This is a genomic window from Streptomyces sp. ME19-01-6 (genome assembly GCF_033793745.1).
Classification (GTDB): Bacteria; Actinomycetota; Actinomycetes; order Streptomycetales; family Streptomycetaceae; genus Streptomyces.
In genome coordinates this window covers 231,297-252,079 of sequence record NZ_JARAXF010000005.1, presented here as the reverse complement: position 1 = coordinate 252,079, position 20,783 = coordinate 231,297, and the positions used below count along the sequence as shown (strand labels likewise).

Sequence of the window (20,783 nt, the reverse complement as noted above, 5' to 3'; positions counted from 1 at the left end):
CGGCGTGCTCAGAAGGCCGCCTCGGCCAGGTCCATCAGGGAGCCGTCGACGGACTCGGCCACGGCCCGCTGGACCGCGACGCCCGGCAGCACCTCCTGGGCGAAGAACTTCGCGGCCGCGATCTTGCCCGCGTAGAAGGACGCGTCCTTGGCGGAGGCGCCGGGCAGCTTGTCGGCGGCGATCGCCGCGCCCTTGATCAGCAGATAGCCGATGATCACATCGCCGGAGGCGAGCAGCAGCCGGGTGGCGTTCAGACCGACCTTGTAGATGGAGGTGACGTCCTGCTCGGTGCCGGCGAGGTCGGTGAGCATGGTGCCCACCAGCCCCTCCAGGTCCCCGGCGGCCTTGGCGAGCGCGTCGCGGGTGGCGGCGAGCTCCTCCCCGCCGTCGGCCTCGGCCAGGAACTTCTTGATCTCCTCCGAGATGACGGTCAGCGCCTGACCCTGGTCCCGGACGATCTTTCGGAAGAAGTAGTCCTGGCCCTGGATGGCGGTGGTGCCCTCGTAGAGGGTGTCGATCTTGGCGTCCCGGATGTACTGCTCCAGCGGGTACTCCTGGAGGTAGCCGGAGCCGCCGATGGTCTGCAGGGACTGCGCCAGCTGCTCGTACGCCTTCTCCGAGCCGTAGCCCTTGACGATGGGCAGCAGCAGGTCGTTGAGGGCGTGCGCGGCGGAGGTGTCCTCGCCGGCCGCCTCCAGGGCCTGGATCTCGTCCTGGACGGAGGCGGTGTAGAGGACGAGCGAGCGCAGGCCCTCCGCGTACGCCTTCTGCGCCATCAGCGAGCGGCGCACATCGGGGTGGTGGGTGATGGTGACGCGCGGGGCGCTCTTGTCGGTGAAGGCGGCCAGGTCCGGGCCCTGGACGCGCTCCTTGGCGTACTCCAGCGCGTTCAGATAGCCGGTGGACAGCGTCGCCATCGCCTTGGTGCCGACCATCATCCGGGCGAACTCGATGATCTTGAACATCTGGCGTATGCCGTCGTGCTTCTCACCGAGCAGCCACCCCTTGGCCGGGTGGTCCGCGCCGAAGGTCAGCTCGCAGGTGTTGGAGACCCGCAGGCCCATCTTGTGCTCGACGTTGGTCGCGTAGGCGCCGTTGCGCTCGCCGAGCTCGCCGCTCTCCCAGTCGAAGTCGTACTTCGGGACGATGAAGAGGGACAGCCCCTTGGTGCCCGGGCCCGCCCCCTCAGGGCGCGCCAGCACGAAGTGGATGATGTTCTCCGAGAGGTCGTGCTCACCGGAGGTGATGAACCGCTTCACGCCCTCGATGTGCCAGGTGCCGTCCTCCTGCCGGACCGCCTTGGTGCGGCCCGCGCCGACGTCCGAGCCCGCGTCGGGCTCGGTGAGCACCATGGTCGCGCCCCACTGCTTGTCCACGATGTGCCGGGCGATGGCCAGCTGCTCCTCGGTGCCCTCGTCATAGAGCACTCCGGCGAAGGAGGGGCCGCAGGCGTACATCCAGATCGGGGTGTTGGAGCCGAGGATCTGCTCGGCGCAGGCCCACAGCAGCGAGCGCGGGCAGGCGCTGCCGCCGAGGTCCTCCGGGACGCCCAGGCGCCACCACTCGGCGTCCATGTACGCCTGGTAGCTCTTCTTGAAGGACTCGGGCACCGGCGCGGTGTGGGTCTTCGGGTCGAAGACCGGCGGGTTCCGGTCGGAGTCCGCGTAGCTTTCGGCCAGTTCGTTCTCGGAAAGGCGGGAGATCTCGGAGAGCACGCTCTTGGCGGTCTCGACGTCCATCTCCTCGAACGGGCCCGTGCCGTACAGCTTGTCGCGCCCGAGCACCTCGAAGAGGTTGAACTCGATGTCGCGGAGATTCGACTTGTAGTGCCCCATGGCGAACAGCTCCGTAAGGCTCGGGAGGCGGCGGACCTCTTCATTGGCATCGCGTGATCGATCGTCGATCGCCATAATGCTACCCGCGGGTAATAAAGGGCAACCCCCAATCGGGCAACTGTGACGCACTGCGCTTCGGCGACTCAGTACGCTTCTGCGCATGTACGGCTATGACCAGAACGCGAGCGCAGGGCAGGGTTACGCGGCGCCGCCGCCTCCGCCGCAACAGCAGCCGCCTCTGTCACACCACCCACAGCCGGGTGCCGGCTATGGCGAGCAGCCGCTGTACCCGGAGCCCTCCCCGCCGTCCCTGGCCGACGCGGTGCGCGCCTTCACCACCGGCTCGATGGCGGCCGAGGACTTCCAGCAGATCTTCGCGAGCTCCAAGGTGTACTGCCCGCGCGGTGACAACCCCGGGTTCCTCGCGCTGCACAACACCCAGCAGCCGGTGATCCCCATGTTCACCTCGCTCAAGGAGCTGCGCCGCTACGCCGGCAAGGAGTCCAAGTACTTCGTGATCACCGGCGCCGAGGTGATCGACCTGCTGCCCACGGGCTACGGCTTCGTCCTCGACATGGAGGGCGATCACCGGATGGTCTTCGACGCGAAGGCGGTGGAGCAGATGGTCGACTTCGCGATGCGGCGGATGTATGGCTGAGCGTCGCCAGGCGCTCACGCCGTGTGCCCGGCCGGCGCGGGGAGGCGGCCGGGAAATAAAGGACCTCTTGCGGGTCGTTCACCTTTCAACTAAGTTGAATCCTGAACGACCGAGGAGGCCGTCATGCCAGCTGTGACTGTAGACAACCCGTTGACCCTGCCCCGCGTCGCGGCACCCGCCGACGCCAAGCAGCGCCCCGTGCTCGCCGTCACCACCGCTCCCAGCGGTTTCGAGGGTGAGGGCTTCCCGGTGCGGCGCGCCTTCGCCGGCATCGACTACAAGCACCTGGATCCGTTCATCATGATGGACCAGATGGGCGAGGTGGACTATCAGCCTGGTGAACCGAAGGGGACACCCTGGCACCCCCACCGGGGCTTCGAGACCGTCACGTACATCATCGACGGGATCTTCGACCACCAGGACTCCAACGGCGGTGGCGGCACCATCACCAACGGCGACACCCAGTGGATGACGGCCGGGTCCGGCCTGCTGCACATCGAGGCGCCGCCGGAGCACCTGGTCATGTCCGGCGGCCTCTTCCACGGCCTCCAGCTGTGGGTGAACCTGCCGAAGAAGGACAAGATGATGCCGCCGCGCTACCAGGACATCCGCGGTGGCCAGGTCCAGCTGCTGACCTCCCCGGACGGCGGCGCGCTGCTGCGCGTCATCGCCGGTGAGCTGGACGGTCACAACGGACCCGGCATCACGCACACCCCGATCACGATGGTGCACGCGACGCTGGCGCCGGGCGCCGAGATCAACCTGCCCTGGCGTGAGGACTTCAACGGCCTCGCGTATGTGCTCGCGGGCCGCGGCACCGTCGGCGCCGAGCGCCGCCCGATCCACCTCGGCCAGACCGCGGTCTTCGGCGCCGGCTCCTCGCTGGCCGTGCGCGCGGACGAGAAGCAGGACTCCCACACGCCGGACCTGGAGGTCGTCCTCCTCGGCGGCCGGCCGATCCGTGAGCCCATGGCGCACTACGGGCCGTTCGTGATGAACACCAGGGCGGAACTCCAGCAGGCGTTCGAGGACTTCCAGAAGGGCCGCCTGGGGACGATCCCGGCCGTGCACGGGATGTCCGAGGGCGGACTGTAGGGCTTGCTCATCGCTCTGGTGACGGAGGTGGAGCCCCAGGGATCGGCTCTGAGGGGTGGTGCCCGGCCGGGTTCTCAGCGCCGCGCCGTGATGGAGGGTTCGGGGGCTGCGCAGATCGCCATGCGCGGTCTGCTCAGCACTATCAACAAAACACTTTCTTCACCTCTGGCACCGGAGGCTGCGGACGGCCTACGCGAGCGGCGGCAACTCCGGGCCATCGCCCGGCTTCATGCCGAGCGCCAACGAGGCATAGACCCCGCATAGACACCGTGATCGCCATTTGTGGTGATTTTGAGACGACGACACGCCGACGCCACGGCGTGTCGTCGTCTCAAAATCACGGCACAATGCACCTCGCCGGAGTGATCACCCATGGCAGATGGCCCCTGGCACGCCGACTGGACGTTCGTCAGCACCTCCGGCGTCACCACAGGAACCGCCGACCACCCCCGGTACGTCGTACTCGCTGGAGATGATGCGGGATCTGGCCGGGCAGGACTGACGAACCGGTCGTCGTCGCCGAGGTGCACGGCGCCAGCGTAGGAGGCCGCACTCGCCTGCCCCGGCTGCGCGCCGAGCTTCCCGCTGCAACGGGACACGCTCGCTGAGATCGCCGCCCTGCGCCGCGCCCGACAGCAGGGCAGGGCCTGATGACCGCCCGGATGTCCTCGTAGTGCCGTCTCGCGAACCGAGACCCCCGGTACGCCGAGGTGAGCGAGTGGTTCCGCATCCCCCGGTCTCTCCTGGTCGGGCCGTGTGGGTGCGCCTGCCACAAGGAGCGGGCTTGCCCATCCGATGTAGGCAAGCCCGGGAGCCCTGAGCGCACGGCCGTAGACCGATGGGCGCCCGGAGTTCCGGCTCCCCGTGCCGGGTGTGGTTGTCTGCTGTCCCGTCCCAAAGGATCTGGTCTGCAGGGACCGCTCCGACCTGGGGCGACCAGGTCACGTGAGACGTAGGGACGCCGAAATCCCAGTTGTTCCGGTGCGGAGACAACGGATGCCGCCGGTCATCTCCGTTGTTCTGGTTCGCCTGGGATGTTCGAGCCGACAGCCTGAGGACGGAGCGGCGGGGCGCGGAAGCCCGGAGGGCCCCGCCTCACGACGCGCGACCGCCGGTAGGGCGGTCGGGACAACGAGGGCCGACTACGCCTCGCCGGTGGCGAACAGCTCAAGGTGCCCGCACTTGGGGCAGCGGAACGCCTCTATCTGCCGCCGGGGCCGGCCCATCCGCTTGGCACCCCCGAAGACTCCCCGCTCCAACGCGCCCTCGATCCAGCGCGCGTACCCGCGCGAGTGCTCGCCGGCGTCCTCGATGAAACCCTCCATCAGACCGACGGTGCCGCAATAGGTGCACGTGTAGTTGTTCATCCCGTGAGTGTAGGAAACGGTGCGGCCAGGACGGATCCGTAGCCGTCGGCTCCTGCCCGGCTGGGACTGCGGAGGTCCAGGACCACAGTCGGTACGCCTGCGCATCCGTCAAGTAACAACGGGCTCCGCACAAGTCGGCGTGTCCCGTCTCATTAGATCTCGCAGAAGCGGGGCCGTTGACCTGGGGTATGGCAGGTCGGAGTGGGACGACTGCCTGCGCGACCGTCACCAAGGACTGTGCGGGCCGCTACTTCGTAAGCTTCGTGGTGGACACCGCACCGGGCATCCTTCCCGAACTGGATACCGAGGTCGGCATCGACCTTGGACTGTCCACCTTCGCCGTGCTGTCCGACGGCACCCGCATCCATCCCCGAAGTTCCTGCGCCACGCGGAGAAGAAGCTCAAGTTGCAGAAGGACCTCAGCCGGAAGGCCAAGGGGTCGAAGAACCGGGCCAAGGCCCGTACTCGGCTCGCGCGGCAGCACGCCCGGGTGGCCGACCGCCGCCGGGACTGGCGATCGGACGCTTCGAGCCGACCTCGCAGGTCTGCTCCGCCTGTGGCGTCAAGGACGGCCCCAAGCCCTTGCATGTCCGGGAATGGACATGCAAGGAGTGCTGGACCTTCCACGACCGCGACGACAACGCCTCGAAGAACACCCTGGCCGCCGGACGGGCGGACAGGCTAAACGCCTCGCAGAGCGCAGGTAAGACCAGGGCGAAAGTCCCGGCACAGCGCGTTGAAGCAGGAAGCCACCCAGACGGTCACACGACCGTGGCAGGAATCCCCGGACTTTAGGCCGGGAGCACGTCAATGGCCGTGCAGCCAGATCCGCAGCGGACCGACCGGCTCGAAGCCATGGCGGATGGCTGCCGCCAGGTCGTCGCCCTGCTCGTAGCCGACCACCGCCAGGGTGGGGAACAGCCGGTTCACCGCGTCCAGTACGACCGGCCAGGCCGCGTCATGGCCGCCGTCCAGCGCGAAGACATTGGAGATCCCGACCACGTGCTCGCTGCGGCTCGCAACCGCTCCGGCGACGACTCGGCCGTCACCGGCCTGTCCGGCGAGCACGAAAGTGGCGGGATCGTCGAGCAGTTCGGGCCGGAAGAGGTTCGCGTTGCCGCGCCCGTTGTCCCAGGCGAGCGCCCAGGCGTGCAGGGTGTCCGGGTCGCCCGCCACGTCCCAGGAAAGATCCGATGCGGGGGCGGGCGCATTCGGTGGGCGGTGGATCCACTGCGCCTCGAACAGTACCTGGAAGCCGATCTCCGTCAGGTCGAGGTCAGCGAAGCTGTCCTTGACGGAGGCGCCGGGTGTGGCGGTGTCGATCCGGGCCGCCAGCGCGGCCAGGTCGGCGCCCGGCACCAGCGTCACCGCGTCGGGGTAGTAGAGCGGCGTGCGAGACGGAGCGGCCCACACCTGTGCCCCGAACTCGCCCGCCAAGCCGTGCGATCGGATCATCGCTGCGCACCAGTCGGCGTTGTTGCGGGCGGCTGTCCGGACCAGGATCTGCTTCGGAGTTGGCACGAGTGCGGATTATGACGACTCCGGACGGGCTCGTCGAACGGTTTTCCGCTGACTCCAAGAGGGACGCTCCGCCCGAAAGCCCGTCAGTCGGCCTTCAGGGAATTGCGCGACGTCAACAAGGGCAGCTGATCGAGACCGATGGCGAGACGTCGCGCCGCTTCGAAGGGCAGTTGGGGGTGGTTTCTCCAGTGTCGTGAGGCGGACAGGAACCACTTGATCAGGCGGTCGCGAGCGTCGACGTAGACCAGTGCGCTGGACGGGTGGGTGCGCATGCCCCTGACCTGTGTGTTGGGTGAGACCCGTCAACTCAGTTCGTTGAGGCAGGACAGCAGGTTGCCCCTCTCAGTCAGCCCGAGGCACTTGGGGTGACTGCGGGACACTGCTGGCCGAGGTGGTCTCGGTGATCAGCCGGGCAACGCGAGCAGGGTCGATTTGCCCGGTGTCAAGGACCTTGCCTGCTCGGCTGAGCCAGGGCAGGGCGTCCCGGTAGGCGGCGAGGTGGTCGAGTCGCCACTGACGAGCCTTGGGGAACTGAGCATTCGTTTCGCTGTCCGTCTCGATCCGCTCGGCGAGGGTGTCGTGATCGGCGTGGAGTACGAAGTGGTGGACGGGCATGCCGGTCTTTTCGAGGCCAGTGCGGATCTCTGCCCAGTACTGCTCGATGAGGACGGACTGAGGGACAACGAGGACCCCGCCGACGTAGTCGAGGAGCTGGGAAGCCGTTTCCACGACCAGGTGACGCCATGGCGGCCAGTGCTGGAAGTTCCCCACCTGCGGGAGGTTTTCGACGTGCCGGAGCATGTAGCCGACCTGTTCCGCGTCGAAGATCCTCGCCTCGGGGATGAGCTTGACCAGCTCGTGGGAGGTGGTCGTCTTTCCCGAGCCAAAGGTTCCGTTCAGCCAGATAATCACTGGGCGAGCCTAGCCATGTGGCCACAGTGGGTATCACGGGTCCAGCTAATTCTCGGGGCGTAGCGGGTCTCAGCAGCGATGGCCCGGGCTCAGCGCGTCCGGGCCCGCCCCGTCCGGTGAGGACTTCCAGAAGGGCCGGCTCGGCACGATCCCCGCGGTGCACGGGATGTCCGAGGGTGGAATGTAAGGCTCGCCGGGACGAAATACGAACGAGCCCCGTCCGGATATGGACGGGGCTCGTGCGCGCTTACGCGGCGGTCGCCGCGCGGCTTTCAGTGGTGTCTCAGTGTTGCCTGGCGCGACGCTTCCGGGTCACGAATGCGAATGCCGCGCCCGTGCCGGCCAGCAGGGCACTGAGGGAGATGATCTCCAGCAGGTCGGAACCTGTGTTGGCCAGCGAACCGCCGCCTCCGCCGGTCTGGGGGCCCGGCTTGTTGGGCGGCACAGACGCGGGCGGCTCATGGGTCGGCGGCTCATGGGTCGGCGGCTCGGACGACGGCGGAGTGGGCGTCGGCGTAGGAGTCGGCGTTTCCTTCTGGATGTACACGCCGGCGTCGATCGTGTGATCGACCTCTCCCGGCTTGTCCGGCGCCGTGACAGGTGCCTGTCCGTCGCACAGCTGCCCGGTCTTCGGCGGGGTCACATTCGAGTCATGTGCCCGCTTGTCTCCGGCCCGCGGGAGCGTGAACCGCAGCTCGGTGGCCGATGGCTGATCCGGCACCTTGCTGGTGTCCGCGGTACACACATCGAACTCCACCGTGTACTTCGCACCCGGCTTGAGCTCGTAGTCGGCGCCGACTCCACCGAAGTAGTACTCGCCGGCGGCATCGGTCTTGGTCGTGGCGACCTGCTTGCCGTCGGAGTCCAGCAGGTTGATCGTCGCGTCCGGCAGCGGCACCTCGTTGGCACCCTCGGGATCCTGGATCCCGTTGTGGTCGCCGTCGAACCACACCCGGTTGCCGATCTGGATCGGCGCGTTCGCCGCTTCATACGCGATGTCGCCGAGCCCACCGGCCTTACCGAACCCGGTCTGTTCCCGGCTGACGAACTGGTACGCGTTGGCGGCCGGAGCGTTGCCCGGGCCCTGACCGGTCGTGACGTTGTGGTAACCGGTCCCGGAGGTTGCGACGTTGACGGTCGGGTCGAACTCCGTGCTGACGACCCACTGCTGCTGCGGAATGTAGGCCACCGACCCCAGCGCGGTCTCTGCGTGAACTCCGTTGCCAAAGAAGTCGCCCGGGAAGTACTCGACGACACCTGCGTCCTGGCCGCCACCGGTGGCGGGGGTGGCGTGGTTGGGGCAGTTTCCAGTGCCTTCCCACGCGTATCCACCGGTGGGAGTGGCACAGGCCATGTTGATGTCGCCGCCGGCCATGCCGTTTTCCGGGTCGTCGTTGAGCGGCCTCGGGTCCAGTCCACCCCAGCCCATGACGTCCATGAACCTGTCGCGGAAACCGAGGACCATCGAACCGTCGCGGGTGAAGGCGAGGGAGGCGAGCTCCGGCTGCGGATCGATGAAGACGTTGCCCACCTTCCGCTCGTCCCACGTGGCCAGGGAGGTGTTCCACGGGTTCCAGTGGGTGGCCTGGTCGACGTCGTTGGAACCGAAGACGGAGCCGCGCTTGGCGGTGAGCGGCTGGGTCAGCACGGTGTCGAACTGTTCGCCGTCGTAGGTGTAGACGACGGCTTTCAGGTCTTCGCGCTTCTGTGTGCTCTCCGCGCTGCACACGCCACCGACGTAGAGCTTCTTGTCGTGGACCTGGAGACCGAACGGCCGCCAGTCGCCGGAGCTCGCGCAGCCCGGGTCCGGGATGCGCACCGTCGCCTCGGGCCGCGAGGCGGTGTCCCCCGTCGCGTCGAAGCTCACCAGGCTGCGGGTCAGCAGGTTCACCGCGTACAGCGTCGAGCCGTCCTCCGACAGGGCCAGGCCGCCGATGCTCTCCTTCCCCGGCGCATTGGTGAACCCGGCGTCCTTCTTCATGTTGGTGGCGTCGTGCGGTGTCACCGCGGCGCCCGGCACCTTCGCGAACAGGGTCGGCGTCCCACCGCTGGTCGGCGTGGTGTAGATCGCGTTACCGCCGCCCGGCCCGTACGGGGTGTACCGCCGGGCGAACGCGCCCTGGAACACCCGCTTCTGGTACTTGTCGTAGGCCAACGCGAACGTCGTGCCCACCTGGGCCTGCGTGTTGAGCGTGGTCGGGCACGCCGTGTCGCCAGGACACGTACCTCGTTTGTCCGTCCCGAACGCCACCAGTGCCCGGGTGTCTTGCGCGTCGGCAGTGTTCTGGATCGGCACGAAATACCGCGAGTCCGGCAGCGTGTAATCCGCCGGGTTCCAGACCCCGGTAATGACCGAGTCGTCCTTGCCGTCCGACACGTTCACGAACGTCGTGAAGCTGTCGAAGTGGTTTTCCGCCGTCGAGGCCGGAGCCGCCTGCAGATACTTGTCGTACGGCGTCGGGATGGTGACGTCGACGCGGTACTGGCCGCCGGTCAGCTCGGTGGACTTGGAGATCACCACCTTTCCGGTGGCATCCGTGGTGCCGGTGACCCGATGGCCGGCGGGGTCGGACACCTCGACCTTCATGCCCCGCTGCGGCACATCCATGGTCGTGTTGATCACGCCGGTGCCGAAGAAATCCCGCAGCACCTCAACGGTCAGGGTTCCATCGCCAGTCGAAGCGGTGGCCGTCCCAGCCGTGGCGCCCATGGCGCTGCCCACCAGCAAGAAGCCGCACAGGCCCACTCGTGCCAGCGGGGCCGTACGCTTCCCGGCTGTCCGGTTTAATCTTCCATGCACTTTTCGCACAGCCATCACTCTCCCCTCGTGATGTGAACCGAACACCCGCTTCCAGCCGCACATCCGCTTCGCGGCCCCGGGTGACGCATCGGTCATGAAAAGGGCCCACCGCTGTTTCGGTGGGCCCCGTCGTTCTTGGTCGTCTTGGCGGATGCGGCGAATTCAGGGACTCGGGAATGCCTTCCCCAGGCCAGTGGCACTCGTCCTCGCTTCCCCACGCGGAAACAGCACAAGAGTCTGAGTAGTCATCCTGAACCGCCCTACCAGCGACGATACTGTAGCGGGTGGCCGCCAAGATCGGGGGGAGCAGATGATGAAAGAGCGGAACAAGTTATCAATGCGTCACGTGTGGCGTATGAGAACAAAACAAGGTCCCTCACAGCGCGCGGCCGGCCGGCGCCGATGGCCGCGGCCACGCTGGGTGGCAGTCGGCATCGGCGGTGTGGCCGTCGCGGTGGTCACGTTCCTGGTCGTCGGCAGCGACTCCGCCCCTACCGGTCCAAGGGCATTGACCTCGGATGAGGCGAACCGTCTGGCGGTCACGCGGTTCCGCAACTACGAGGCGGGCGGGCGCGCCGTGACGATCAACGTGCCGGGCACCGCTGGTGGGCTGACCATCACCGGATCCGTCGACTACCGCGGCAAGGTCGGTTACGGCGTGGTGCACGGCGCCGGGCGCGATACGTCCAGCGACGGGCTGATCCAGTGGACGGCCACCACCGTGTTCGTCCACCCGATGACGAACACCCCGGCCAAGGCACCGGCACGGCCGCCGGGGTCGGGCTGGTACAGCCGTCCACTGCAAGGGACCGGCAGTTCGCTGGACAGTTCGCTGGCCATCGCGCTGAAACTCGGCAGCGACCGGCCGGACAATGCCGAACTACTGCCGCAGAACGGTGCCGCCTGGGTGGGAGAGGACCGGCTGGACGGCCATCAGGTGGACATCATGACCGGGCCGAGGGCCGCCCGTGCCACGACCGGTACGGCGAGTGCCGTGCCCACGTCCGGTACGGCGGGGGCGGATGCCGTGCGCTACTGGATCGGCTCGGACGGCACCATGTACCGGGTTCGCGTCGGCGTGGCTTCCGCGCCGCAGCCGGTGGTCATCGCTTTCGACACCCACAAGTACGTGCCGGTCCGGAAGGTACCCGGAGTCGCCCCGACGCGGTAGCCGCCGCTCAGGACGTCCGCACCCGCGCGCCCGTGGCGAGCAGTGCCGCCGACGGCAGCCGGATGTCCGCCGTGTCCGGGAGCGCCGGAACGGCCGGGACAGCGGTGGCTCCCGTGGTGGTGGCCTTCGGGAACTGCGGCTGTCGCTTGGGTGCCGCCACATCGGTGAACGGGATACCGCCGGGTGCCGTCGGCTTCGCCCAGGTGCCGGACGGCGAGGGCGACCGGGCGGGACGCGGGCAGGCCGCGGTGGTCGCGAGCCGGGCGGGCACCGTCTTTCGCAGATCGTTGCCGCGCAGGCAATTGCCCCCTCCCTTCGTGGCGGTGGGGAACGTCCAGCCGACGTCAACGCTGTTGGCGGCGAAGGTGTTGTCCAGGATCTGGTTGCCGTTCGGCGGTATGTCAGCGGTCGCGGTGATCACCAGACCGGCGTTGCTGTTGTCGGCGATTCGGTTGCGGACGAACCGGTTGGCGGTGCCGCCGTCGACGCCGATGCCGATGCCCCATCCGCCGTCGGCCTGTTCGGGGGTGGCCGCCTGCTGGTTGGCCGCGATCAGGTTGCCCGCGATGACGGCATCCTTCTGCGGGAGCAGCTTCTCCTGGTGGTCGGAGTTGGTGGTGAGTCCGACCCGGTTACCGACAAGGCGGTTACCGACCACGTACATGTCGCCACTGGCGTTGGTGCCTTCGTAACCGACCGCGTTGAGCTCGGCGATGTTGTCCCGCACCACGATGCGACAGGGCTTGCACTGTCCGACATAGATCCCCGAGTCGGCCGAGCCTGACGTGTACGAGTGCTCGATGACGCCGTTCTGCGCGGAGAACGCGTAGATGCCGTACAGCCCGTTGCGGGTCGCGGTCACGTGGGAGACCAGGAACGATTTCAGGAAGGTGACGGGTTCGTCGCCGGTGTCGTAGCCGCCGGACTGCCCCGGCATTCCGGCGGCGGCCTTCGCCGAACCGGTGACCAGGACCCCGTTCTGGGTGTTGTTCCGCACGGTCAGGTTCTGCACGGCCACCCCGGGAGCGGTGACGACGATGCCGTTCGGCTGCTGCAACCGCCCGTCGATGACGACCTTGTCCCGGGACTCGCCGCGAACAGTGATGCGAGCCTTGGATATCTTCACCGACTCGTGGTACGTGCCCGGCGCGACCAGCACGAGATCGCCGGGACGGGCCAGAGACACCGCGGCCGAGATCGTCGGGGCGTCAGCCGGCACTTTGATCGTCACGTGCTCACCGGACGGTCGTCGGCCGTCGTCCGACCCGTCGTCGCCTCCACCGCAGCCGACCAGTACGGGCGCCAGTGTGCCGAGCACCGCGGCTACCAGGCGAAGACGGAGATGAGGCATGGCCTCATCCTGGCACGGCGTCGGCCAAGTCGCAGGCCCCGATACGGATATGGCACAGTTCACACTGTGCGCCAAGCCGACTCCAACCCGTCACGCCGCTTGTTTCTCGGTGCCACCGGTGCTGTGACCGCCGCCGGCCTCTCCGCCGGGTGCCAATCGGATTCCGCCCGGCCGGACCGGTCCGAGGCCCCCGCGCCGACCCCGCCGGTGTCACCAACGGGCCGGTACCAGGCGGGCATCACGCTTCCGCAGCCGGCCCAGCGGAACCTGCTGGCCGTGGTGGCCGACCTCGTTGACGCCGCCTCTGTCCGTCCGTTGCTGGCCGAACTCGGCGAGGCCATCAGCGAACTCACCAAGGGGACCGACGCACGGCTGATGGGCCTGCCGCCGGGCGATCTGACCGTGACGATCGGAGTGGGCCCCCGACTGGTGCGCAAGGTCGATCCTGCCCTGCCCGGCGCGAAGGACCTCCCACGGTTCTCCCGCGAGCAGATCGCCCCACGGGCACGCGGCGGCGACCTGCTGATACAGATCTGCGCCGACGACGCCTTGGTGATACCGGTCGTGACTGCCGCGCTTCTGGAGCAGGCCGGTGACCGGATACGCGAACGCTGGCGGCAGTCCGGAGTCCGTGGTTCGAACGTGCCGGTGGCCAAGGGCCGTGCCGCGCCACGGAACCTCTTCGGTTTCGTCGACGGCATCGTGGGCCCCCATACGAAAGCCGAACAAGAACGCGACCTGTGGTTGGCCGGGCCGGCTCCGGTCGCCGGCGGCACCCTCGCCGTACTACGGCGCATGGAACTCGACCTGCCGCGGTTCGCCAAGCTGTCCGTCGCCGAACAGGAAGCGGTCTTCGGCCGGCGCCGGGCCACTGGCGTGCCCCTCTCCGGTGGCACCATCGCCTCGGGCCCGGACCTCGGCGCCAAAACGCCGGACGGACGCTATCTCGTCCCGGTGGACTCCCACGCCCGCAGGGCGCACTCCACCGCGGTCGGCGTCGGCCTCATGCTCCGTCGCTCCTACAGCATCGACGGACCCGCCCCCGGCCTCCTCTTCATGAGCTTCCAGAACGACATACGGACCTTCACCAACACCCTCACCCGTATGGACAATTCCGACGCCCTGCTGGAATTCACGACCACGACCGCCAGTGCGAGCTTCCTGATACTTCCCGGTTTCGACGGGCAACACCCGCTGGGTTCCCGGCTCTTCCGCTGAACAGGTCGCATCACGCGCGGAGGGCCGACCCGTCCGGCCCCGCCTCGTACAGCTCGTACCAGATGCATTTGCCGTCGCCGCGCGGGTCCACCCCCCACGCGTCGGCGAGCACCTCCATCAGCATCAGCCCGCGCCCCGAGGACGCCAGTTCGCCCGGGCGGCGGCGGTGCGGGAGTTCGTCGCTGCTGTCGGCGACGTCCAGGCGCAGCCGTCTGGCCCCGGGGCGTCCGCTGACCTCGGCGACCAGGAGGGCGTCGCCGTCGGTGTGCACCAGGACGTTGGTGACCATCTCGGAGAGCATCAGCACCGCCGACTCCACCTGGTCCCGGTCGGTCCAGTCGTGGAGCATGTCGCGCAGCTGCTGCCGGGCCTCGGCTATGCGCTCCGGCTCGACCTGGGCGACCGTGAGGGCCGTGCGCCGCACCGGGGCCGAGCCGGGGCCGACCAGGCACACTTCGGCGTCGCGGCGGATCAGCAGCAGGGCTATGTCGTCCTCGCGGCGGTCGGCGAGGTGGCCGGTGGTGTGGTGGGAGGGTGGCCCGTGCACCGCCTGGACCAGGGCCTCGGCGAGCGCGTCGAGATCGTCGGCGTCCACGGCGTCCGGGGCGGTGCGCTCGAAGACCGCCCGGATCCGGTCCCAGCCCGACTCCATGTCGTGCCCGCCGGTCTCGATCAGCCCGTCCGTGCACATCAGCAGCGTCTCGCCGGGCTCCAGCACCACCCGGGTGGTGGGGTAGTCGGTGTCCGGGTCGATGCCCAGCGGGGGACCGCCCGCGGTGGGGCGGATCATCATGGTGCCGTCGGCGAGCCGGACCGCCGGGTCGGGGTGGCCCGCGCGGGCGATGTCCAGCGTGCCGGCGACCGGGTCCACCTCCATATAGAGGCAGGTCGCGAAGCGCGGGTCGTGGGCGGGCTCGCCGCCGGGGCCAGGCGGCTCGGTGAGCCCGGCCAGAAAGCGGGAGGCGCGGGAGAGGACCGCGTCGGGGTGGTGGCCCTCCGAGGCGTACGCGCGGACCGCGATCCTCAGCTGCCCCATGATCCCGGCGGCGCGCACATCGTGGCCCTGGACGTCGCCGATGACCAGCGCGGTACGCCCCGAGGGCAGCCCGATCACGTCGTACCAGTCGCCGCCCACCTGCAGCCCGCCGCCCGTCGGCACATAGCGCGCGGCCACCGTGAGACCCGGGATGGCCGGCTTGTCGGCGGGCAGCATCGAGCGCTGCAGGCCGTCCGTGAGCTCGCGCTCCGTCTCCTGGAGCGAGGCCCGCGACAGCGCCTGGGCGAGCATCCGCGCGACCGTGGTGAGTACCGAGCGCTCGTCGGGCGAGAAGGACACCGGGTGCGCGAAGCTCGCCATCCACGCGCCGATCGTGCGGCCCGCGACGATCAGCGGCAGAAAGGCCCAGGCCCGGCGGGTGACCGGCCGGGTGTGCGCCCAGGAGCCCGGGAACCGGTCCCGGTAGTCCTCCGGGCCGGGCAGATAGATCGCCCGGCCGGTGTGGATCACCTCGGCGGCCGGGCAGTCGGCGTCCAGCGGCTGGGCGGTGAGGGGGCGCTCGTCCCCCGCCGGGTCCCCGTGGCGGCCGATGAGCGAGATCCGGTCGCCCTTGATCCCGAAGACCGCCAGGCCGTCCGGTGAGAAGCCCGGCATCGACAGGCCCGCCGCCACCCGCAGCACCTCGGCGGTCGAGGGCGCCTCGGCGAGCGCCCGCCCCGCGTCCAGCAGGAACGCCTCGCGACCCCGCCGCCAGTCGCCGGTGACCGGGGCCAGGGCCGCCGCGGAGGCGCCGGGCAGCGTCTCGGGCACCTCCTGCATGGTGCCGATCAGGTCACAGCCGTTCTCGGCGCCCCGTCTGCCGGGGGCATCGCCGTGGATCACCGGTCGGCACCGGCTGCGCACCGTGCGCAGCACCCGGCCCTTCTCGTCCACGACGCGCACCCGGGCCTCCGCGAGCGTGCCCTCGGCCACCGCGAGATTCACGATCGCCTTGATCTCCACCCAGTCCACCGGGTGGAAGCAGGCGCGGGCGGCGGATTCGGGGAGGGTGACGGGCTCCGCGGGCAGCCCCACCAGCCGGGCCGCCTCCGCGTCGTAGCTCACGGCGCCCGAGACGGTGTCCCAGCGCCATAGGCCGGTCGCGAGGGCGGCGAGCAAATCCTCGGTGCGCATTGAGTCACCATATGGGGATATACGGCGGCCTTACCAGTGAGGGGCGCGGCGCCGGTAGGCTTGCCGAGAAGCTTTTCGAGGGTGCGTACGCTTCCCCGACCAAACGACCGCCCAAACGACTTGGATGAACGATGCATCGGTACCGGTCCCACACCTGCGGCGAGCTCCGCGCCGCTGACGTCGACACCGACGTGCGGCTCTCCGGCTGGCTGCACAATCGACGGAACCTGGGCGGCATCCTCTTCATCGATCTTCGCGACCACTACGGCCTGGTCCAGCTGGTCGTTCGCCCGGACACCCCGGCGAACGAGGCGCTGAGCTCGATAAGCAAGGAGACCGTCGTCCGCGTGGACGGCAGGGTCATCGCCCGTGGCGCGGAGAACGTCAACCCAGAGCTGCCCACCGGCGAGATCGAGGTCGAGGTCACCGCCGTCGAGGTGCTCGGCGGCGCCGACCCGCTGCCCTTCACCGTCTTCCCGGAGGACGGGGTGAACGAGGAGCGGCGCCTGGAGTACCGCTTCCTGGACCTGCGCCGCGAGCGCATGCACCGCAACATCATGCTGCGCTCCGCCGTGATCTCCGCGATCCGGCAGAAGATGACCGCGCAGGGCTTCAACGAGCTGGCGACCCCGATCCTGTCCGCCACCTCGCCCGAGGGCGCGCGGGACTTCCTGGTGCCCTCCCGGCTGCACGCGGGCAAGTTCTACGCGTTGCCGCAGGCCCCGCAGCAGTTCAAGCAGCTGCTGATGATCGCGGGCTTCGACCGCTACTTCCAGATCGCGCCCTGCTTCCGCGACGAGGACGCCCGCGCCGACCGCTCGCCGGGCGAGTTCTACCAGCTCGACGTCGAGATGAGCTTCGTCGAGCAGGAGGACGTCTTCCAGGTCATCGAGAAGGTGATGACCGAGCTCTTCGAGGAGTTCGGCGGCGGCCGCCATGTCACCTCGCCGTTCCCGCGGATCCCGTTCCGCGAGGCCATGCTGAAGTACGGCTCCGACAAGCCGGACCTGCGCGCCCAGCTGGAACTGGTGGACGTCAGCCATGTCTTCGCCGACTCCGGCTTCAAGGCGTTCGCGGGCAAGCATGTGCGGGCGCTGGCCGTGCCGGACACCGCCGACCAGCCGCGGAAGTTCTTCGACCAGATGGGCGAGTTCGCGGCTCTGCAGGGCGCGAAGGGGCTGGCCTGGGTCCGGATCGGCGAGGACGCCAAGCTGACCGGGCCGATCGCGAAGTTCCTCACCGAGGACGACGTCGAGAAGCTGATCGCCGAGGTCGAGGGCAAGCCGGGCACGGCGGTCTTCTTCGGTGCCGGTGAGTTCGACGAGGTCTCCAAGATCATGGGCGCGGTGCGGGTCGAGGCCGCGCGCCGGGCCGGGCACTTCGAGGAGAACGTCTTCCGCTTCTGCTGGATCGTCGACTTCCCGATGTTCGAGCGGAACGAGGACACCGGCCAGATCGAGTTTTCGCACAACCCCTTCTCCATGCCGCAGGGCGGCCTGGAGGCGCTGCGGACCAAGGACCCGCTTGACATCCTGGCCTGGCAGTACGACATCGTCTGCAACGGTGTGGAGCTGTCCTCGGGCGCCATCCGGAACCACGAGCCGGACGTGATGTACGAGGCGTTCGAGATCGCGGGCTACTCGCGGGAAGAGGTGGAGCGCGAGTTCGGCGGCATGCTGCGCGCCTTCCACTTCGGCGCCCCGCCGCACGGCGGTATCGCCCCCGGTGTGGACCGCATCGTGATGCTGCTGGCCGACGAGCCGAACATTCGCGAGACCATCGCCTTCCCGCTCAACGGCAACGCGCAGGACCTGCTGATGGGCGCGCCCAGCGAGGTGGACGAGGCGCGGCTGCGGGAGCTGCACCTGTCGATCCGCAAGCCGCAGATCAAGCAGGCGGACAAGGGCGGCGAGAAGGCCGGCGAGAAGGCGGCGGGCGAGCCCGGCAAGTAGCCACGAGTTCGGCTGAGCCCCCGTCCGGGCCCCGGCCCGGGCCCGATCTGTACCCCGTCTGGACCCCGCTTTCCGCTTCCGGCGGAACGCGGGGCAACCAGGTGCCCGTCCCAACCGGTTCCCTGAATGTGAATGACAATCTGAGTGTCGTAACGATGTCCGCCGCATGGGTGGAGCGGGCGGTACGGACCGGGGCCGGGCCGCGCCGCCGCCCGGCCCGCGGGGCCGCGGCCCTCGTGTCGGCGGCCCTCGCCATCACCGCGCTCGCCGGTTGCGGGGCGTCGGCGGGCACCCCGTCCGGCGGTGCCGAGCCCAGAGCCGGCGCTGCTGCCGACGGTGCTGCCGGGAAGCGGAGTGCGGCACCCGGACCCGCCGCCACGGCCCAGCGGCCCGCCCCCGCCGCGCTGCGGAACGATCTGCCCGGGCTCGGCCCCCGTACTCTCGCCCAGGTGCCCGACAACGCCCGCCAAGTGGTGGTCGTGACCGGCGAGGGCCGCGACTCCTCCCGCTCGACCGTGGTGTTCTACCAGCGGCGCAACCCCGGCGGCGACCCGGACATGGCCGCGGGCGCCGACTGGCGGGCCGTCGCCACCTGGGACGCGCACAACGCCCGCAAGGGCTGGACCGACCACCACATCGTGGGCGATCTCCGCTCCCCGATCGGCGTCTTCTCCCTCACCGACGCGGGCGGCCGCCTCCCGAACCCCGGCACCCGGCTGTCGTACGACCAGTCCAGCGGCTTCACCATCAACGGCACCGGCTTCGAGGGCGAGCCGCTCGCCGGGTCCTTCGACTACGTCGTGGCCATCAACTACAACCGCAAGGCGGGCACCTCCCCGCACGACTGGACCAGGCCGCTGGGTCAGAAGCGGGGCGGCGGCATCTGGTTCCATGTGGACCACGGCGGGCCCACGCAGGGCTGCGTCAGCATCTCCAAGAAGCACATGAAGAAGCTGCTGCTCCTCCTGGACCCGGAGCGGCACCCCGCCGTGGTGATGGGCGACGCGGCCTCGCTGGCCCGCTGACCGAGGGCGTCCTTTCCGGGGCCACACGGGTTTCACAGCTTCCTGAGATGTCCCTGCCACGTTGCGCTTCTAGCGTCGCCTGCCATGACTGAGGACTTCAGCGAAGCCCGGAACGAAGCCCGGAACGAAGCCCGCAACGACGGCGCCCGGCATACGGGCCCCGCGCACAAGCGCGACATGAGCAGACGCCGGGTGATCGTCGCGGGTGGCGCGGCGGTCGCGGCGACTGGCATCGGGGCGGCGCTCGCCGCCGGCGCGTCGGCGAGCGAGACCTCCGCGACCTCCGGCTCCGCCTCTCCCTCCGCGACCTCGACGGCCACATCCGGGGAGGTCTGCTACCGGCTCACCTCGGAGACCACCGAAGGCCCGTATTACATCGACGCGGACAAGATCCGCAAGGACATCACCGAGGGCAAGGAGGGCATCCCCATGACCCTCCGGCTCAAGGTGATCGACTCCGAGACGTGCACACCGCTGCGGAAGGCGGCGGTCGACGTCTGGCACTGCGACGCCCTGGGGCTCTACTCCGGCTACGAGAGTTCCAGCACCGGCGGAGGTGGCGGGACCCCGCCCACCGGGACCCCGCCCACCGTTCGCTGCTCTTGCGCTGTCCGGCTCCGGTGCGAGGGGCGAGCCGGACAGCGCGCGATGCGGCTCGGGCGTGGCGGGCGGTCTTCCTTCGGGCCCGGGGCCCGTGGTCAGCCGAACTGGCCCGGCTGGTAGTCGCCGGCGGGCTGCTGGATGATGACGTTCATCCGGTTGTAGGTGTTGATCAGGGCGATGAGGGACACCAGGGCGGCCAGCTGGTCCTCGTCATAGTGCTTGGCGGCGTTCGCCCAGGCCTCGTCGGTGACGCCGCCGGCCGCGTCGGCGATGCGGGTGCCCTGTTCGGTCAGTTCCAGGGCGGCCCGCTCGGCCTCGGTGAAGACCTTGGCCTCCCTCCAGGCCGCGATCAGGTTGAGGCGTAGCGAGGTCTCCCCGGCGTGCGTGGCGTCCTTGGTGTGCATATCGGTGCAGAATCCACAGCCGTTGATCTGGCTGGCGCGGATCTTCACCAGTTCCTGCGTCGAGGCCGGCAGCGTCGAGTCCGAGACGGCCTTGCCCGCCGAGTTGAGGTACTTCGCGAACTTGGCGGCGACGGGGTTGGCGTAGAGGTTGATCCGGGCGTCCATGGTGATCTCCTTGCCGTTTCGACGGTTACACAGCACTGACGGAACGGCCCGGCGGGATGTGACAGCCGGATGACCATGTGGATGTGATCTGCGTCTCACCGCTAGTACACGAAGTGCTCGGTCAGCCGCCGGTCCACACCGCACGGGTCCGTCCGCTCCGCGCGAGCGGCCCGGTGCACCGCGCGCAGCAGGCGTCTCGGCGTGGCCCGGTGCTGCCACAGCACGGCCCGTACGCCGTACTCCACGACCGTCATCAGCTCCGTCTCGCGCAGCTCCCCCGTGATCAGCACCACCCGCTGCTCGCCGCCCCGCACCAAGCGGCGCAGCTCGGCGCCCGCGCGGGCGTCCAGGCGCTCGGCGAGCATGACGGCCACGGTGCCGCGCGGCTCATCGCTGAACGGACGCGGACGGTCGATCAGTTCGACGGTGGGCTCCTGCCGCAGATGACGCACGACCCCGGCCCGCGAGAGCGGGTCGGGGCCGTGGACCGTCACCGTGACACGTGGTGCGTCGGGCACTGCGCTCCTCGACCTCCC

At 69.2% G+C, this 20,783-nt stretch carries 16 protein-coding genes and 2 pseudogenes; 8 read left to right on the top strand and 10 right to left on the bottom strand.

What is annotated here, in order from left to right:
* Window positions 1–8 precede the first annotated feature (8 nt).
* Window positions 9–1,835, bottom strand: a complete 1,827-nt coding sequence (locus PV419_RS14535) for an acyl-CoA dehydrogenase (protein WP_319688639.1) — start codon at window positions 1,833–1,835, stop codon at window positions 9–11.
* A 160-nt stretch (window positions 1,836–1,995) separates the two neighbouring features.
* On the opposite strand from PV419_RS14535, the gene PV419_RS14530 reads away from it, so the two are divergent.
* Both PV419_RS14530 and PV419_RS14525 read left to right on the top strand, forming a co-directional pair.
* Window positions 1,996–2,493 carry an SseB family protein gene (locus tag PV419_RS14530; RefSeq protein ID WP_319688637.1) on the top strand — a complete coding sequence of 166 codons (498 nt, stop codon included), beginning with the start codon at window positions 1,996–1,998 and terminating at the stop codon, window positions 2,491–2,493.
* Window positions 2,494–2,616: 123 nt separating this feature from the next.
* Entirely contained in the window at window positions 2,617–3,588 is a 972-nt protein-coding gene (locus PV419_RS14525; protein ID WP_319688635.1) for a pirin family protein, read from the top strand.
* Between the two features lie 1,142 nt (window positions 3,589–4,730).
* Here PV419_RS14525 and PV419_RS14520 read toward each other — a convergent pair.
* Complete coding sequence (locus tag PV419_RS14520) at window positions 4,731–4,955, bottom strand: hypothetical protein (protein ID WP_319688633.1); 225 nt, start codon at window positions 4,953–4,955, stop codon at window positions 4,731–4,733.
* Between the two features lie 221 nt (window positions 4,956–5,176).
* Between PV419_RS14520 and PV419_RS14515 the strand changes: the two are divergent.
* Window positions 5,177–5,750 (top strand): annotated as a pseudogene (locus PV419_RS14515) (transposase); the annotation flags it as partial.
* Window positions 5,751–5,762: 12 nt separating this feature from the next.
* Here PV419_RS14515 and PV419_RS14510 read toward each other — a convergent pair.
* The 4 genes from PV419_RS14510 to PV419_RS14495 form a co-directional block, all read right to left on the bottom strand.
* Window positions 5,763–6,476 carry a hypothetical protein gene (locus tag PV419_RS14510; RefSeq protein WP_319688632.1) on the bottom strand — a complete coding sequence of 238 codons (714 nt, stop codon included), beginning with the start codon at window positions 6,474–6,476 and terminating at the stop codon, window positions 5,763–5,765.
* An 83-nt stretch (window positions 6,477–6,559) separates the two neighbouring features.
* Window positions 6,560–6,748, bottom strand: coding sequence for a hypothetical protein (locus tag PV419_RS14505; RefSeq protein WP_319688630.1), 189 nt, complete (start codon window positions 6,746–6,748; stop codon window positions 6,560–6,562).
* Between the two features lie 70 nt (window positions 6,749–6,818).
* Window positions 6,819–7,388, bottom strand: a complete 570-nt coding sequence (locus tag PV419_RS14500; protein ID WP_319688628.1) for an AAA family ATPase — start codon at window positions 7,386–7,388, stop codon at window positions 6,819–6,821.
* A gap of 283 nt (window positions 7,389–7,671) precedes the next feature.
* Entirely contained in the window at window positions 7,672–10,098 is a 2,427-nt protein-coding gene (locus PV419_RS14495) for an SdrD B-like domain-containing protein (RefSeq protein ID WP_319689079.1), read from the bottom strand.
* A 544-nt stretch (window positions 10,099–10,642) separates the two neighbouring features.
* Between PV419_RS14495 and PV419_RS14490 the strand changes: the two genes are divergently transcribed.
* On the top strand, window positions 10,643–11,359 hold the full coding sequence (locus PV419_RS14490; protein WP_415925310.1) for a hypothetical protein: 717 nt from the start codon (window positions 10,643–10,645) through the stop codon (window positions 11,357–11,359).
* Between the two features lie 7 nt (window positions 11,360–11,366).
* Here the strand turns inward: PV419_RS14490 and PV419_RS14485 are convergent, their stop codons facing one another.
* Complete coding sequence (locus tag PV419_RS14485) at window positions 11,367–12,710, bottom strand: nitrous oxide reductase family maturation protein NosD (RefSeq protein WP_319688624.1); 1,344 nt, start codon at window positions 12,708–12,710, stop codon at window positions 11,367–11,369.
* Between the two features lie 66 nt (window positions 12,711–12,776).
* Here PV419_RS14485 and PV419_RS14480 point away from each other — a divergent pair, with 66 nt between their 5' ends.
* Window positions 12,777–13,928: a Dyp-type peroxidase gene (locus PV419_RS14480; protein WP_319688623.1), complete on the top strand. Its 1,152-nt coding sequence runs from the start codon at window positions 12,777–12,779 to the stop codon at window positions 13,926–13,928.
* Window positions 13,929–13,938: 10 nt separating this feature from the next.
* Here PV419_RS14480 and PV419_RS14475 read toward each other — a convergent pair whose 3' ends face one another.
* The gene (locus tag PV419_RS14475) at window positions 13,939–16,098 is read right to left on the bottom strand and encodes a SpoIIE family protein phosphatase (RefSeq protein WP_319688621.1); all 2,160 of its coding nucleotides are present in this window, start codon (window positions 16,096–16,098) and stop codon (window positions 13,939–13,941) included.
* A gap of 131 nt (window positions 16,099–16,229) precedes the next feature.
* Here PV419_RS14475 and aspS point away from each other — a divergent pair, with 131 nt between their 5' ends.
* The 3 genes and pseudogenes from aspS to PV419_RS14460 form a co-directional block, all read left to right on the top strand.
* Window positions 16,230–18,050: an aspartate--tRNA ligase gene (gene aspS, locus PV419_RS14470; protein ID WP_319688619.1), complete on the top strand. Its 1,821-nt coding sequence runs from the start codon at window positions 16,230–16,232 to the stop codon at window positions 18,048–18,050.
* Window positions 18,051–18,205: 155 nt separating this feature from the next.
* Window positions 18,206–19,075, top strand: coding sequence for a hypothetical protein (locus PV419_RS14465; protein WP_319688618.1), 870 nt, complete (start codon window positions 18,206–18,208; stop codon window positions 19,073–19,075).
* A 177-nt stretch (window positions 19,076–19,252) separates the two neighbouring features.
* Window positions 19,253–19,666, top strand: a pseudogene (locus PV419_RS14460) (dioxygenase); the annotation flags it as partial.
* A gap of 107 nt (window positions 19,667–19,773) precedes the next feature.
* Here PV419_RS14460 and PV419_RS14455 read toward each other — a convergent pair.
* Window positions 19,774–20,247 carry a carboxymuconolactone decarboxylase family protein gene (locus tag PV419_RS14455; RefSeq protein ID WP_319688617.1) on the bottom strand — a complete coding sequence of 158 codons (474 nt, stop codon included), beginning with the start codon at window positions 20,245–20,247 and terminating at the stop codon, window positions 19,774–19,776.
* Window positions 20,248–20,348: 101 nt separating this feature from the next.
* The gene (locus tag PV419_RS14450; RefSeq protein WP_319688615.1) at window positions 20,349–20,765 is read right to left on the bottom strand and encodes a DNA-binding response regulator; all 417 of its coding nucleotides are present in this window, start codon (window positions 20,763–20,765) and stop codon (window positions 20,349–20,351) included.
* Window positions 20,766–20,783 lie beyond the last annotated feature (18 nt).

Coding starts and splice junctions, on each gene's coding strand:
- PV419_RS14535 (WP_319688639.1), bottom strand. CDS start 1,835: ATGGGGCACTACAAGTCGAATCTCCGCGACATCGAGTTCAACCTCTTC.
- PV419_RS14530 (WP_319688637.1), top strand. CDS start 1,996: ATGTACGGCTATGACCAGAACGCGAGCGCAGGGCAGGGTTACGCGGCG.
- PV419_RS14525 (WP_319688635.1), top strand. CDS start 2,617: ATGCCAGCTGTGACTGTAGACAACCCGTTGACCCTGCCCCGCGTCGCG.
- PV419_RS14520 (WP_319688633.1), bottom strand. CDS start 4,955: ATGAACAACTACACGTGCACCTATTGCGGCACCGTCGGTCTGATGGAG.
- PV419_RS14505 (WP_319688630.1), bottom strand. CDS start 6,748: ATGCGCACCCACCCGTCCAGCGCACTGGTCTACGTCGACGCTCGCGAC.
- PV419_RS14495 (WP_319689079.1), bottom strand. CDS start 10,098: ATGGGCGCCACGGCTGGGACGGCCACCGCTTCGACTGGCGATGGAACC.
- PV419_RS14485 (WP_319688624.1), bottom strand. CDS start 12,710: ATGCCTCATCTCCGTCTTCGCCTGGTAGCCGCGGTGCTCGGCACACTG.
- PV419_RS14475 (WP_319688621.1), bottom strand. CDS start 16,098: ATGCGCACCGAGGATTTGCTCGCCGCCCTCGCGACCGGCCTATGGCGC.
- aspS (WP_319688619.1), top strand. CDS start 16,230: ATGCATCGGTACCGGTCCCACACCTGCGGCGAGCTCCGCGCCGCTGAC.
- PV419_RS14465 (WP_319688618.1), top strand. CDS start 18,206: ATGTCCGCCGCATGGGTGGAGCGGGCGGTACGGACCGGGGCCGGGCCG.
- PV419_RS14455 (WP_319688617.1), bottom strand. CDS start 20,247: ATGGACGCCCGGATCAACCTCTACGCCAACCCCGTCGCCGCCAAGTTC.